14 protein-coding genes are annotated in these 13,451 nt (G+C 66.0%); 4 read left to right on the top strand and 10 right to left on the bottom strand.

Annotation, left to right across the window (positions count from 1 at the left end):
• The first annotated feature begins 17 nt into the window (after positions 1-17).
• Positions 18-284: a type II toxin-antitoxin system Phd/YefM family antitoxin gene (locus AWX74_RS28065; RefSeq protein ID WP_200931449.1), complete on the top strand. Its 267-nt coding sequence runs from the start codon at positions 18-20 to the stop codon at positions 282-284.
• The gene (locus AWX74_RS28060; RefSeq protein WP_054571111.1) at positions 274-741 is read left to right on the top strand and encodes a type II toxin-antitoxin system VapC family toxin; all 468 of its coding nucleotides are present in this window, start codon (positions 274-276) and stop codon (positions 739-741) included. The genes AWX74_RS28065 and AWX74_RS28060 overlap by 11 nt, the downstream gene beginning before the upstream one ends.
• Positions 742-794: 53 nt before the next feature.
• On the opposite strand, the gene AWX74_RS28055 is transcribed toward AWX74_RS28060, so the two are convergent.
• The 5 genes from AWX74_RS28055 to AWX74_RS42670 form a co-directional block, all read right to left on the bottom strand.
• Entirely contained in the window at positions 795-1,406 is a 612-nt protein-coding gene (locus tag AWX74_RS28055; protein WP_226931201.1) for a tyrosine-type recombinase/integrase, read from the bottom strand.
• 303 nt (positions 1,407-1,709) lie between these two features.
• The gene (gene istB, locus AWX74_RS28050; RefSeq protein WP_054571112.1) at positions 1,710-2,510 is read right to left on the bottom strand and encodes an IS21-like element helper ATPase IstB; all 801 of its coding nucleotides are present in this window, start codon (positions 2,508-2,510) and stop codon (positions 1,710-1,712) included.
• Positions 2,507-4,138, bottom strand: coding sequence for an IS21 family transposase (istA, locus tag AWX74_RS28045; RefSeq protein WP_054571113.1), 1,632 nt, complete (start codon positions 4,136-4,138; stop codon positions 2,507-2,509). Before istA ends, istB begins: the two co-directional genes overlap by 4 nt.
• A gap of 10 nt (positions 4,139-4,148) precedes the next feature.
• Positions 4,149-5,531 (bottom strand): group II intron reverse transcriptase/maturase, encoded by a 1,383-nt coding sequence (ltrA, locus tag AWX74_RS28040; RefSeq protein WP_235498449.1) that lies wholly within the window; start codon positions 5,529-5,531, stop codon positions 4,149-4,151.
• A 1,589-nt stretch (positions 5,532-7,120) separates the two neighbouring features.
• On the bottom strand, positions 7,121-7,330 hold the full coding sequence (locus AWX74_RS42670) for a hypothetical protein (RefSeq protein WP_054571114.1): 210 nt from the start codon (positions 7,328-7,330) through the stop codon (positions 7,121-7,123).
• Here AWX74_RS42670 and AWX74_RS42665 point away from each other — a divergent pair.
• The gene (locus AWX74_RS42665) at positions 7,250-7,417 is read left to right on the top strand and encodes a hypothetical protein (protein WP_369812949.1); all 168 of its coding nucleotides are present in this window, start codon (positions 7,250-7,252) and stop codon (positions 7,415-7,417) included. The two genes, AWX74_RS42670 and AWX74_RS42665, sit on opposite strands and share 81 nt — an antisense overlap.
• 6 nt (positions 7,418-7,423) lie before the next feature.
• Here the strand turns inward: AWX74_RS42665 and AWX74_RS28025 are convergent, their stop codons facing one another.
• The 3 genes from AWX74_RS28025 to AWX74_RS28015 all read right to left on the bottom strand — a co-directional run bounded on the left by AWX74_RS28025 (position 7,424) and on the right by AWX74_RS28015 (position 9,558).
• A complete protein-coding gene (locus tag AWX74_RS28025) occupies positions 7,424-8,023 on the bottom strand; it encodes a phosphonate degradation HD-domain oxygenase (protein ID WP_054571115.1) in 600 nt (199 codons plus the stop codon).
• Complete coding sequence (locus AWX74_RS28020) at positions 8,020-8,799, bottom strand: phytanoyl-CoA dioxygenase family protein (RefSeq protein WP_054571116.1); 780 nt, start codon at positions 8,797-8,799, stop codon at positions 8,020-8,022. The genes AWX74_RS28025 and AWX74_RS28020 overlap by 4 nt, the downstream gene beginning before the upstream one ends.
• A 93-nt stretch (positions 8,800-8,892) precedes the next feature.
• Positions 8,893-9,558, bottom strand: coding sequence for a GPR1/FUN34/YaaH family transporter (locus AWX74_RS28015; RefSeq protein WP_054571117.1), 666 nt, complete (start codon positions 9,556-9,558; stop codon positions 8,893-8,895).
• 228 nt (positions 9,559-9,786) lie between these two features.
• Between AWX74_RS28015 and AWX74_RS28010 the strand changes: the two genes are divergently transcribed.
• Positions 9,787-10,992 (top strand): IS110 family RNA-guided transposase, encoded by a 1,206-nt coding sequence (locus tag AWX74_RS28010; protein WP_054571118.1) that lies wholly within the window; start codon positions 9,787-9,789, stop codon positions 10,990-10,992.
• Between the two features lie 131 nt (positions 10,993-11,123).
• On the opposite strand, the gene AWX74_RS28005 is transcribed toward AWX74_RS28010, so the two are convergent.
• A complete protein-coding gene (locus AWX74_RS28005) occupies positions 11,124-12,179 on the bottom strand; it encodes an isopenicillin N synthase family dioxygenase (RefSeq protein WP_054571143.1) in 1,056 nt (351 codons plus the stop codon).
• The gene (locus AWX74_RS28000; RefSeq protein ID WP_054571119.1) at positions 12,176-13,348 is read right to left on the bottom strand and encodes a cobalamin-independent methionine synthase II family protein; all 1,173 of its coding nucleotides are present in this window, start codon (positions 13,346-13,348) and stop codon (positions 12,176-12,178) included. Before AWX74_RS28000 ends, AWX74_RS28005 begins: the two co-directional genes overlap by 4 nt.
• Positions 13,349-13,451 lie beyond the last annotated feature (103 nt).

The following is a 13,451-nucleotide window of genomic DNA, read 5'->3' as shown; positions in this document are numbered from 1 at the left end:
GGTGCTACGCTGTCAAAGTGAGTAGTCCTGAGATCACGCAGCGGGACCTGCGGTCAAGGTCGCGGGAGATCATGGACGCTGTCGAGCATGGGCAGACATTCACGGTCACGCGGGATGGCCATCAGATCGGGCAGCTCGTCCCGATCCGGCGTCGACGCCGGTTCATCTCTCGGCAGGAGTTCGCCGCGATGTCGCGCAACGCCCCTGCGGTTGATCCTGATGCGTTCCGCTCCGACCAGGAGGCGGCGGCTGACCACGAGGCGACGAGCGCCTATGACCACTGAGCCCGTCCGGCAGGGCCTGTTGGACACCAACATCCTTATACTGCGCGGCTGGGTCAGCGTTGCTGAGCTTCCAGACGAGATGGCGATCAGCGTGGTGACGCTCGCGGAGCTGTCCGCCGGGCCGCACCAGGTCCGCCGCAACGACGAGCAGGACCTGTACGACGAGCATGAGGAACGCGCCCGGCGGATGGACATCCTCCAGCGCGTTGAGAACGAGTTCGACCCGATCCCGTTCGACGCCGAGACCGCGCGGGTCTACGGCCGGGCGTCCGCGGCTGTCGTCGCTGCGGGTCGCAAGCCGCGGCGCCGGATCGCGGACCTGATGATTGCCGCCACGGCGATCGCGGAGGGTCTTCCGCTGTTTACCACCAACCCCGACGACTACGCCGGTTTGGAAAGGCTCCTGCGCGTGGTCCCAGTCACCAGGCCGCCTTTGCCCCACGATAAGAAGCCCTGATCCAGCCAGGGGTACCGGCAAACAGCCCTTGGGTCGAAGGCGGATGCAAGGGCTCACCCGCGGCCGGCCGAGAGGATCGCCACCAGACCGAGTATCTGAAGGCCACCGTCAACGTCGTCGTGCCTGGTCAGGCCGGTGAGCTCGGAGACGCGCAGCCCGGTCTGGACGTCGAGCAGAAGCAGGGACAGGTCGCGGCGGCCGTGCCAGGTGCTGCGGTCGGGTGCCGCGACCAGCGCATCGATCTCCTCGGTGGTGAGGTAGCTGACGATCGCCCGTTCGCGCCGCCGCGGTGGGATCGCCAGAACCTGGCTGATCACGGCGGCGTGCTCGGGAGTTCTGGGGGCGGCGTAGGTGAACAGGGAGTGGATCGCGGCCAGGCGGGCGTTGCGGGTGGCGGTTCCGTTCCCAGGCTGTTGTTCAAGGTGATGAAGGAACTCGCCGATGAGCGTGGCGTTCGGGTCAGCGAGGCTGAGCTGGCTGTGCTGTGTGCCGGTCGTGCTCTGGGCGAAGGCGAGTAGGAGCCGGCAGGTGTCACGGTAGGCGGCGACGGTGTGGGGGCTGGCGTTCTTCTGCCGGGTGGCTATGAAGGTGGAAGTGGGTCGGGTCGCCCGGGGGAGTTTCGCCCCCAGGCGCCCACGGATCCGGACGTGAACCTCTCGGCTCATCCGGCTCTTGCCGCACAACACGGACTCGCCACGGGTTGTAGCTCATCCCACGGAGGTTGGCCGTAGCCGTCGGCGTCCGCACCGCCCCACGGGACGGTCAGTACCGCAACGCCCAGTGCGCAAACAGGTCAGGGGCCCGTTCCCGGACGCCGCTGAGCCATGCCCGCGCCCTGTGCTCGCTTCCTGTCTGGCTGTGACGCTGGGAGTGGGCACCGTTTGGCGGTGGGAGTGAGCGCCGGTCGTGGAGGGCTGGTGGGTCGTGTCGGTGAGAGTGAGCGCCACCGACGGTGGGGGGTCTGGGCGTCAGTTCTGGGGTGGGCTGTTGGGGGTGGCGCGGGCGCGGGTGTGGGCGAGCCGGTAGGACTGGGTGCCGGTCTCGATGATGGTGCCGCCGAAGGTGAGCCGGTCGACGATCGCGGCGCAGAGGCGGGGGTCGGTGAAGGTTTTTGTCCAGCCGCCGAAGCTTTCGTTGGAGGCGATCGCGACGCTGTTCTTCTCTTCGCGTTCGGTGAGGACCTGGAAGAGGAGTTCGGCGCCGTGGCGGTCGAGTTCCATGTAGCCGAGTTCGTCGATGCAGAGAAGATCGACGCGGCCGTAGCGGGCGATGGTTTTGGTGAGTTGTTTCTCGTCGGCGGCCTCGACGAGTTCGTTCACGAGTTTCGTCGCGAGGGTGTAGCGGACACGGTGGCCTTTCATCGCGGCTTCGGTGCCGAGCGCGATGAGGAGATGGGATTTCCCGGTTCCGGAATCTCCGATGAGGCAGAGGGGCTGGCCTTTGGTGACCCAGTCGCAGGCGGCGAGGGTGTGGATGGTGGCGGGATCGACGTGGGGGTTGGCGGTGTAGTCGAACTCGCGCAGTGCTTTCGTGCGGGGGAACCCGGCGGCTTTGATCTGCCGGTCGGAGCGGCGCCGGTCACGGTCGTCGCATTCAGCGAGGAGGAGTTCCGCGAGGAATCCCAGGTAGGTCATCTGTTCGCGGGTCGCGGCCTGGGTGAGGTCGGGGAACTGGCGGCGGATCGTGGGTAGGCGTAGCAGGCGGCAGGCCTGGTCGATCGCGGCTTCGGCGGCCTGGTCGGTCATGCCACGGGGGCGGGTGGCGGTCATGAGGTTCCTCCTGCTCCGGGACGTGGATGGCGCAGCAGCTGGTCGTAGGCGGCGACGGAGGGCAGGGGCCGGGTGTCCGACGGCAGCGCGGTGAGCCGGCGGACGGTCAGGGAACTGACGGTGGCCTTCGGACCGGTGGCGGTCGGGGGTTCGTCGGCTGGGGGATGCTGGTCGGCTTCGGCGGCCTTGCGTGCTTCCAGCGCGACCGCGTCGACGGTCAGTGCGCCAGCGCGTAGCGCGGTGGCCAGGCCGGCGACGAGGTGCTCGGCGGGCAGGTGTCGGCCGAGCAGGAGTACCCCGATCAACGCGCGGGTGCCCTCGGCATCGCCGTGGGTCTTGCGGGCGGCGGCCCACCAGGCGTCGTGGACCGGGGTGAACTTCCCCGCGGCGCGGGCCTGTTCGAGGACCGTCGCGCCGGGCAAAGCACCGGGTTTGCGGAGCAGGATCTCCAGGTAGTGGTCGAGTTCGAGCCGTGTCGACATCCGGCCGGACAGCCGTTCGTGGCGGGCGACCTCGGCCCGGCCGTCGTAGATGACGATCTCGGAGGCGCCGGCCTCGACGCGTAACCGCCGGCCGATCAGCCGGGCGGGCACCGAGTAGCGGTTCGTGCGGACCATGACCTGGGCGTAGCGGTCGACCCGGACCGTGGCGACCAGCGCCGTGGGGAACCGTTCGTCGGGTAGCGGGGCCAGCAGCGGCGCCTCGGTGGCGAAGTCGTCAGCGACGGTGCGCGCTCTGGCTCCGATCCGCCGGCCGTCGTCCTCGGTGTCCCAGCGGTCGATCATCCCGTTCAGTTCGGCGAGGGAATCGACCTCGGGCACCGGGACCAGGTGGTTGCGGCGGAACCAGCCGATGTCGCCCTCGACGCCGCCTTTCTCGTGGGCCCCGTCGAGTCCGGGCCGGCAGTAGAACGCCTCGACGCCGTAGTGCGACCGGAACGCGGTCCACCGCGCCGCCTCGACCCGGCCCCGGTCCGGGCCGAGCACGGTCGCGACCGCCGCCTTGAGGTTGTCGTACCGGATCTTCCCTCGCGGTACTCCACCGAGCACGTCGAACGCGTGGACATGCCCTTCCAGGAAAGCTTCCTGCCCGGCCGAGGAGAAAACCCGGTGAACCGATTTTCCTGAATACGACATCCGGAGTGAGAACAACGCGCACTTCACCAGCTCTCCGCGGAGCCGGATCGCGACCTCCCCGAAATCGACCTCCGCTTCCATTCCGGGCTGGTGTGATTGGATGATGAAACCACGCTGCGGTCCACGTCCTGCCTCCGCCCAGATCTGTGGGCGTCGCTCGGAGACGTAGAGCCGCACCATCCGATAGGTCACTCCGACCGCCCCATGCTCCGCCACCAGTCGATCCGTGATACGCGTCGCCGTGTGCCGCTGCTTGCGGGGTGCGTCCAGATCCGCGCGCAACATCTCATCGATCACAGCCGCGTACTCGTCCAGCCGGCTTCCACGCGGCGGTGGTTTCTTCCGTGGCTCCGGCCACGCCGACGCCGCGGCCGCGGCCACCGTGTGCCGGCTCACCCGATACTTCTGCGCGATCGCCCGGCTCGACATTCCATCACGGAGATCACGGCGAATCGCCGCGAACAACGCGACCCGGTCGGCCTGCGACGCCATAGCAGCCTCTTTACGGCGAGTAGTACCGCCGATACTCCCACCGCCGCGTCGCGGTCGGGACCGGGCGCACCACACAGATGCCACAGCCCGGGCCACGCCAGCACCACCGGCACCCCGGCCCGCGGGTGGCGCTCGAACTCACCGACATTCGATCTTCACCGTAAGATCGAATGGTGCTCGATGCCGCGTACATCTGGCGCTCGATGCCATGTCCGAAGCCACTTCCTGTCAGTCGTTTGTACTTCTTCCTGGCCCAGCGCACGAGATGGCTGTCAATGCGCCTGCCGACGGGGAGCACCACGCTCGGATAGAACATGGTGAAATACGCCATCCAGCCCGCCACTCTCGGGTTGATGTTTGCGGCGAGTTGATCCAGTGTCAGGTTCGTTCGCCTGTGCAGTCTCAGGTCGTGCATTTCGCGGCTGAACGAAGTCACCCGATCCGGCGCGGCACCCGGGATGAAGCTGGTGAAGCGCTTCTTCTGGGTCTTGTTCCACGCTACTCGTGGCCGGAAGGTGTAGGACAGGAACGTGAACGACGTGTTTTCATGGTCGCCGCCACGGTTGCTGTCCTTGCAGTACACGATCCGGGTCTTGTCGGGGTGAGCTTCTAACCCGACTTCGACCAGCCTTGCCGCCACCGCGTCCCGTACTTCCTTGGCCTGCTCCAGGCTTACACAGTGAAACACAACATCGTCCGCCCACCGCTCGAAAGGAACGGCCGGGAACTCGCGCGCCATCCAGGCGTCAAGGCCCCAGTGCAGATAGATGTTGGCCGCTAGCGGGGAGAATGGACCACCCTGAACCGTGCCCATGGTTCTTTCTTCCAGGGTTCCGTCGGCATGCTTCATCGGCGCTTTCAGGCAGCGTTCCACGTAGATCAGGACCCATTTCTGGTCCGTGTGGTACGCCACCGCCTTGAGCAACTGTTCCCATGGCACTGTGTCGAAGAATTTCCGCACGTCCAGGTCGACGACCCAGTCATGCGACCAGCACCGCTTGCGGCAGACCTCGAGTGCTTGGCGCTGCGAGCGGCCTGGTCTGTATCCGAACGAGTTCCGGTGGAACACCGGCTCGACCGTCGGCTCCAGGGCCAGCTTCAGCACCGTCTGCGCTACGCGATCTGCCACGTTGGGAATACCTAGGACCCTTACCCCTCCTTTCCCGTCGTTCTTTGGAATCTCCATCGCCCGGACAGGCCCGGGGAAGTACGACCCCGACGACATGCGGTTCCACAGCACATACAGGCGGTCTTTCACGTTCGCCTCGAACTGCTCAACCGTCACACCGTCGACCCCAGGTGCCCCACCGTTTTCCTTCACTTTCAGCCAGGCATCCCACACCAGCTGTTTGGGGACCTTGAACGACTTGCCCCGCGATGCTGGTCCACTCACACGCATCCTCCCCTTAAGACGGTTGCGCGCACTTGTGTTCCACGCAGCCCTTCCCCTTGGCTCCAACCCGACCGCGAAAATCCGGCTTTCATAGCTACTCGGGAAGGTCCGCCCGCGCGCTTCGCAACCGGTACCTGCTCCTTGCGGATTCCGCCGCTTGGCGCGTCCCTTCTCGCCTCCGACCAACCCGGCCGTAGTCACTTTCGCCGCACGCGTTCACATGTTCCGTACGAGAGCAGCAGATCGGTCTGATGCCACCTCTACGCCGGACGCCACCCGGGCAGTAAACGGGTATCCCCCGAGCTCATCCCAGGATGCAGATCAGACCCTGGTTTCGACGTCATCTAAATCAGTTGCGACGCTTCAGACGGCAGTAGGCTTACACCCTTTCGCTCATCTTACCGATCCCTACCTGCCCGGGTTCACCCGGGCTTTTCCCAGACCGTTCAATACCACAGTCTTCAGCTAAGGCACCGCTGGGTGGTTTGGAGCCTCCCCCCGCAGGGCGACTCCGAAGGGCCTCACGGTGCTCGCTACGAAGGAGCGCCGCACCCTCCATCTCCCGCACAGCATTTCAGAAAGTAAGGCCGCCATCACATAACGCTCACCTTCCGTTTTCATGTTCACACGATCTGGCGCAGATCTTGTTTGCGCCGTGAGATGCTGAGGATCGAAGGAGGTGCGAGACCTCCTCGCTGGGCTGTCGCAGCAGTCCGGTGGGAGCTGAGCGCAGTCCGACCCGGGAGACGCCGGGGAGGGCGGGAAGCAGCGCTGACAAAGCTGGGACTGCTCGGGACTGCCAGACGGGCCGGGTCCGGCGAGCGAGACCAGAGGGTGTACGAGAGGAACCAGTGGTAAAGCTCCGTAAGCGTGGCACCGGCTTAAATCTGGTGGATAGGCCGGGATGCAGTGCACGGTCCGCCTGGCGGGCGGGCCGACTCCGTAGCCGACTTGGCGTGTCGGTGGGGAGGCCACGGTGAAAGCCTGCGGCGTAACCGTGGCGATGCTGCCGGGGCAAAGCTGGATGCCGGACTGGTCGATCGATTCTCAGTGAACACGGGAACTGTCCCGTGTCGTTCCCTTTTCCCGGGAGCCACCCCGAGTAGCGGGATAGACACGTCGTCTGTCAAAGGCGCGGGACGGGGCGGAGGCCCCGTAGAAGTCCGAGCGGGCGAGAGGCCCGCGCATGGCGAAGGGGGCCAGCAAGTCGGCGGTGGACGTGCTGGAACGCCAGGAGGTCGTCGGTGAACACCGACGAACCGGCGGCCGCTCTATTTGAGGCGGAACGCCGGGTACTGGAGATCCAGGCCAAGCTGCACCGTTGGGCCGGTGACGACCCTCGTCGCAGGTTCGACGACCTCTCACCATTGCGGATGCCGCATAAGCCGGATAAGGTTCCTACTACGCAGGTGTCCGGGAAACGGGGCTCACCTCATCCGATCAAACCAGCCCGGCACCATGCCGAACCGCCGATCAGTGATCGTCGGCGTGTTATGCGCAGCACTCAAGCCCCGGTCGGGCCCTCACCAGGCCCGACAGGCCAGCACTGCGCATAATCCAGCGCTGCTCATTAGGCGGTTTATGCTCAGCTAAACATAACGACCCTTGTGGGGTTCCCCGGTTTCGGGCCTGAAACGACCCGTCAGGAAGCACCAGCGGGGCAGTGAGACTGCCGTAAGCGGTTCGTCATCACCGACACCCTCGGGCTCCTGCTGGTCGTGCTCGTCGTCCCGGCCAGCGTCCAGGACCGCCGCGGCGCCCGCCAGCTGCTGGTCGACCTCTACTTCGATCACCGCCACTGCCGGCACCTGTTCACCGACGCGGGCTTTCCGGCACCCTCGTCGGGTGGGCGAAAGACGTCCTCGCCACCACGGTCGAGGTCGTGAAATAGATCAAGATTCCAAACAGGCTCTTACGCACCGGCAGACAGCCGGACGCCAATGGCCAAGTTCCGGTACTGCGACGTTGACTCGCTTGGCGTTGTCATCCCACCGACGCAACGCGAGGGCGAGGTCGGCATGTTGCAGGCGAAGGAAGTCATCGACTTCTTTACCAGTCATCGGGCCACCTTGGACGCGTAGGCTTCGGGTAGAGGCCTCGGACAGGCTGTTGGCGTAGGCAGGGTCGGTGGCCACGAGATAGCGCTTGGCTTTGACGTGCAGCGCCGCCGGAGCGCCGAGATCGGGGCCGAACCATCGGGTCAGGTAACGTGCTCCGACAATTTCGTGATGGAGGTCTTCGACGAGGAAGTCGCGGTGCGCGTCGTGTTCGTCGAGGAGGAGATGGCCGATGTCGTGCAGCAGCGCGGCGACCTGTGCAGGCTGGTCGTAGCCGTCGGCTTCGGCGAGAGCGGCGGTTTGCCGGGCGTGTTCGAGTTGGGTGACGGTTTCGTCGTATTGACTTTGGCCAACGGCGGTGAGGTAGGCGAACAGTTCGTCGCAGAACTCGTCCGCGTCAGTGAAGGTGCCGTGGAGGAGCCTGTCGGTATTCATACAGATTCCTGGGTGTCCTGGGTGCTGACGTGGCTGTCGCCGGTGAAGTGGCCGATGAGGCTGATTCGGTCGGTGCCGGCGGCGAGGCGGTGCCGCTTTTCCTGGTAGTAGTGGTGGCGATGGTCACCGTCGGAGGCTGCGTTGTAGGTGAGGTAGATGGCCCGGCGACGATGGGGTGAGATGTTGGCTCCGGAGCGGTGAGGAACGTACCAGTTGAACCAGAGCAGCGACCCAGCGCGGACTGGGACGGATTTCCATGGGAGGATCTCGGCGAGATAAGCGGGGATGCAGCCGACATCATCGGTAGGCAGGGGGTCGTGGTGCATGCCTTCGACGATGTCCAGACAGCCGTTGTCGGTGGTGGAATCGTCGATAGCGATCATGCAGGTGATGGTGCACCGGACAAAGGGGTAGGCGGGCGCGTCCTGGTGCGGGGCGAACCCGGCACCGCCGGATTGCTTGTAGTTGATCTTTTCTTTGTAGAGGACGGCGGGCTCGCCGAGCAACGTGCTGGCAATGTCGATCAGCGCGCCCCGGGTGAGCAGGGCACGCATACCGTCATGGCAGGGCACGATGTTCTCGGTGCGGCAGCGCACCGAGAACCCGTCCCCGGTGGTCTCGTCATACTGCAGCAGACCATCCTCGCCGCCCGGCAAAGCCTCGATCTCATCGACCCAGCGCCTGACCTCCCGCAGGCGCTCCGGGCCGAGGAAGCCGCCCATGAGAAGAACGCCGCTGCCCCGCCAAGTCGCGAGGTCAAGAGGGTCGACCAGCAACGTGATCCTCCAAAGGGCCGGTAAACCGTAACGTTTATGAAACTCATATATCATGAATAGACTTCGCGATGCAACTTTGTTACAGCGATTGAGTCAGGATACGAGAGGTCTACCGAGAGGAAGTCCGCGACCACCGGTCTCGCTCCACATAAGATCGACATACAGGTAGACGGCGACGGCGACGAAGGCGAAGACCACGTACCCGCCGAGATGGACAAGGGTGGTGTTGGCATCCAGGGTGCCGACGAGCAGCAGGAGGAGGGCGACGTCGACCAGGCCGAGGAGTAGGGTGAAGCTCCAAGGCAGCCGTATGGTGACCAGAGTGAGCATGGCAATGGTGACTAGCCAGCAGATCAGCCAGATGGCTTGCGTGTGCACGATCTGGTCATCGGGGATGCCGTACCAGTTGTGCGTGAGTCCGAGGGCGAGCGCGGCGTAGCTGGCGTAGAAGCCGAAGAAGACGGCGAACAGGCTGGCCGATGCGTTTTGCCCGAGCACGGCGGCCCAGACGGTAGCCAGTAGCAGCCCGATCGAGGTTGCGGCGAGGATGGTCGGGATGCCGGCGGCGGCGGCCTCGGCGGGCACGTAGCCGGCGTCGACAAAGCCGAGTCCGAGCGCGCCAGCGATGGTAATCGGGATGCCGACGATGCCGGGGTTGCCTCGCAGCGGGTTCGTGACCGGCGGGTCGGGCGGGGCCTCGGCCTCGGTCTGTAGCGGTACATGCGTTGCCACCGATGTGGGCGGGGCATCAACGGTCATGGCGAGGTCCCTAAGGTCGATGTTGTTCGGGGTGGTGCCCCGGATGCCCGGGGTGATGGGGTGTGGCTTGTGGCGTGTCTGCCGCACGGCGGCTCGGAAGGAATGGCCGCCCCGTCGCTCTGGACGCCCTGGCCGCTGATTCAGATCTGATGCGGACCGTCGCTGTTAAGGGACCTGCTGGCGGGGCTGTCCGTGGGGTTGACCTGCGATAACAGGAGTACGGGCGTAGTGGATCGGCCGCTGGTCTGGGTCGGTGTGGATGTGGGCAAGGCGACGCATCACGCGTGCGCGATGGAAGCGGCCGGCAAGGTGGTGTTCTCGCGGAAGGTGGCCAACGACCAGGCCGTGATCGAGCAGCTCGTCACCCGCGCCGGGCAGGTCGCCGGCGAGGTGCGCTGGGCGATCGATCTGACCGGCAGCGCCGCGGCGCTGCTGACAGCGGTGCTGGTGGCGAGTGGGCAGCAGGTGGTCTACGTGCCCGGCCGGGTCGTCAACCGGATGGCCGGGGTGTTCCGCGGGGAGAGCAAGTCCGACGCCAAGGACGCCCGTGTGATCGCCGAAACCGCCCGGATGCGCGCTGATCTGACCCCTGTGACCGTCACCGACGATCTGGTGGTCGAGCTGCCCCGTCTGACCGCACACCGCGAGGATCTGATGGCGGACTGGGCGCGCGGCGTGAACCGGCTCCGCGACCTGCTGACTGGCATCTTCCCTGCGCTGGAACGCGCCTTCGACTACTCGACCCGTTCCGCGTTGGTCCTGCTCACCGGTTTCCAGACCCCGCAGGCGATCCGCACGGCAGGCGAGGGCGGCGTCGCGGCTTTCCTGCGGGAGAACGGCGTCTGGCCCAAGGGCATCCTCGCCATGGCGGCCTCGGCAGTGGCCGCCGAGGCGCAGACGGTGCGGCTTCCCGGTGAGGTCACTACCGCTGTGCTCGTCGCACGGCTGGCTTCCTACCTGCTGGATCTCGATCGGCAGATCAAGGACAACGACAAGCTGATCACCAGCCGGTTCCGGATCCATCCCAAAGCGGAGATCATCGAGCCGCTGCCCGGGATCGGGCCGATCCTCGGTGCGGAGTTCGTCGTGGTCACCGGTGGCAGCCTTGCCGGGTTCACGACCGCCGGAGGTCTGGCCTCCTACGCGGGACTCGTGCCCGTCGCCCGTGACTCCGGCCGCGTCACCGGGAACCTGCGCCGCCCCAAGCGTTACAACCGCAGGCTGCGGCGGGTGTTCTTCATGGCGGCCCTGTCCAGCATCCGCGTACCAGGGCCGTCGAGGACCTTCTACGACCGCAAACGCCACGAGCGGCTGATCCACATCCAAGCACTGCTCGCTCTCGCTCGCCGCATGGTCGACGTCCTGTGGGCGCTGCTGCGCGACGGCCGGACGTTCACACCGACCGTGCCACAGCCCGCTACCGCAGCGGCTTGACATGGCGTTCAAATTCCTTTCTGTCCGGGGGATGACTGGGCGCCGTGGGGGCCGTGGGGGCCGTGAGGCGCATGGGCGACGGGGCGCGTGGGCGAGCCCGAAGGCGCGTCGCGATGCGCCGGTGGATCTGGTCAGTTCTCGGCGGCGAGCAAATCTGCGTGGTGGAGTTGCGCGACGTCGGCGTGGGCGCGCAGCCGCACCTTGAGGATGTTCTCGCCGTAGGTGGCGAGGATGGGGTTGTCCGGGTCAGCACTGTGTCCGCCCGTTGCCTGGGTAGCGAGTTCGGCCGGCAGGTCGATGGGAGTGAGGGTGGCGTCCAGGCGCGGGTTGAAGAAGTAGATGACCGAGAATCGCTGCATGCCAGCGGGCGGGCTGATGACGCGGTGGACGGTGGCCTTGAGGTAGCCGTGGGTGGCGAGCTGCAGCATTTCGCCGAGATTGACGACCAGGGCGCCGGGCAGGTGCGGGACGTCGAGGAAGCACCCGTCGCGCTCCACCTGCAGTCCACCGACGGCGTCTTGCAGGACGAAGGTGAGCAGCCCGAAGTCGCGGTGGGTGCCAACGCCTTGCTGATCGCCGCCAGGTCCGGATGGAGGATAGTGGATGGCTTTGATGGTGGCCTCAGGGTCTGGGTCGACCCAGCTGTCGAACTGGTCGTCAGGTTGACCGAGGCTAGTCGCGAGGGCACGCAGCAGGCGGTGCCCGACGGTGTCCATCTGCTCGTGCCAGGTGAACATCGTGGCGCGGAACTGCGGTATTGCGACTGGCCACTGGTTCGGACCGAGTAGCCGCCGCCATGGCGGATCGGCAACCGTCAGTGCCGGGGTGGGGCGTTCCGGGCCGAGGTCGATCTCCTCGCGCCGGTCGGCCCGACCGTTCGTGAGTTCACCACCCAGTGGGGTGTAGCCACGGAAGTGTGGCGACCGGGTCATCGCGATCGACATTCGATCAGCTTCGGGCAGAGCGAAGAACGCTCGGGTGACCTCCTCGACCTCCCGGAACAGGGTGTCATCGACGCCGTGCCCCACCAGGTAGAGGAAACCCACGTCATGGCAGGTCTCGCGCAGCCGCTCAAGGAACAGGCCGCGCACCGCGGGATCAGCGCCAGGGTCGAACTCACGCAGGTCGAGCACCGGCAGCGCCGCGTAGCGCTCGGTCGTGCTGTGGGTCGGGGTGGTGCGGGTCATGACCACAGCCGATCGCTGGCCAGTCGAGCGCCGGCGGTGAGGGATTCGAGTTTCGCCCAGGCCAGGCTCTCGTCGACGGCGAGGAAGGTAGCGAAGGACGCGAAGCCGCAGTCGGTTCCGGGGATGACGCGCTCGCGGCCGACGATGTCGGCGAAGCGGGTGATGCGCTGGGCGATGAGTTCGGGGTGTTCGATGTAGACGCTGGAGGTGTCGATGACACCCGGGATGAGGACCTTCTGCTCGGGGATCTTCGCGTCGGCCAGCACCTGCCATTCATGTGCGTGGCGGTGATTGGCGGCCTCGAACACCAGTCCGTCGGCCTTAAGCTGAAGGATCGTGTCCAGGATGACGTCCAGGCCGACGTCCTTGTGGTGCGGGCCCTGGTAGTTACCCCAGCACAGGTGCACCCGCACCCTCGCCGGATCGATATTGCGGAGCGCGTGGTTGACCGCCTCAACGTGTACGCGCAGCCGGTCCAGGAATCCCTGCTCGGACAGGTGCGTGTACTGGATGTGCCGACCCATCGCCAGATCCGGGGCGTCGATCTGCAGGACCAGCCCGGCTGCGGTGATCGCCTCGTACTCGACCCTCATCGCTTCGGCCAACGCGAACAGGTACTCATCCAGGCCGGCATAGAACTGGTTCGGAAGATAGAGTGCGATCACTCCAGGTGAAGCGGCATTCATGAACCGCTCGGCCGGCTGACCCGATCCTGCTGAGATTGAACCGACGCCGGCTGCGAAGCTGGCCAGGTCGGTATCGAGCAAGGCGCTGCCGGTGTAGCTGATCGGGCCGGTACAGGTGGGTGTCGCGGTCTCCAAGCCGGCCAGGGAACGTTCGGCCATGCCAGGGTAGTCGTCCAGATCGGCAATCGACAGGCCGCCGCACTCAGGCACGGCAACGTCCACGTCGAAACCGGTGAGGCGTTCCTTGACGTAGGTGGCGTACCCGATCTTGCTCATCTCGCCGTCGCTGATCACATCCAGCCCGACCCGGGCCTGATGGTCGACGACCACGCTAACTGCGTCCGCGATCCGGTCGGGCAGGTGCTCGGCGTCCGCGACTGAGAGGGTCTCCTGTTCCCGGGCCCGGATCAGCTCGGCCAACCCGGCCGGTCGGGGCAGGCTGCCGGTGTGCGTGGTCAGGATGCGTTCGCTGCTGAGTTTCATGACAGTTCCTCCATCAAGTGGGCTAATACTGAGTCGAAAATGACTCAGGGTGAGGCTGTCAGGGTGACCTGGTGGCCGAGCTGTTGGAGCTGGTGGACGAGCT

It is taken from the genome of Parafrankia irregularis, from assembly GCF_001536285.1.
GTDB lineage: Bacteria > Actinomycetota > Actinomycetes > Frankiales > Frankiaceae > Parafrankia > Parafrankia irregularis.
This window is presented reverse-complemented; position numbering and strand designations above follow the sequence as displayed.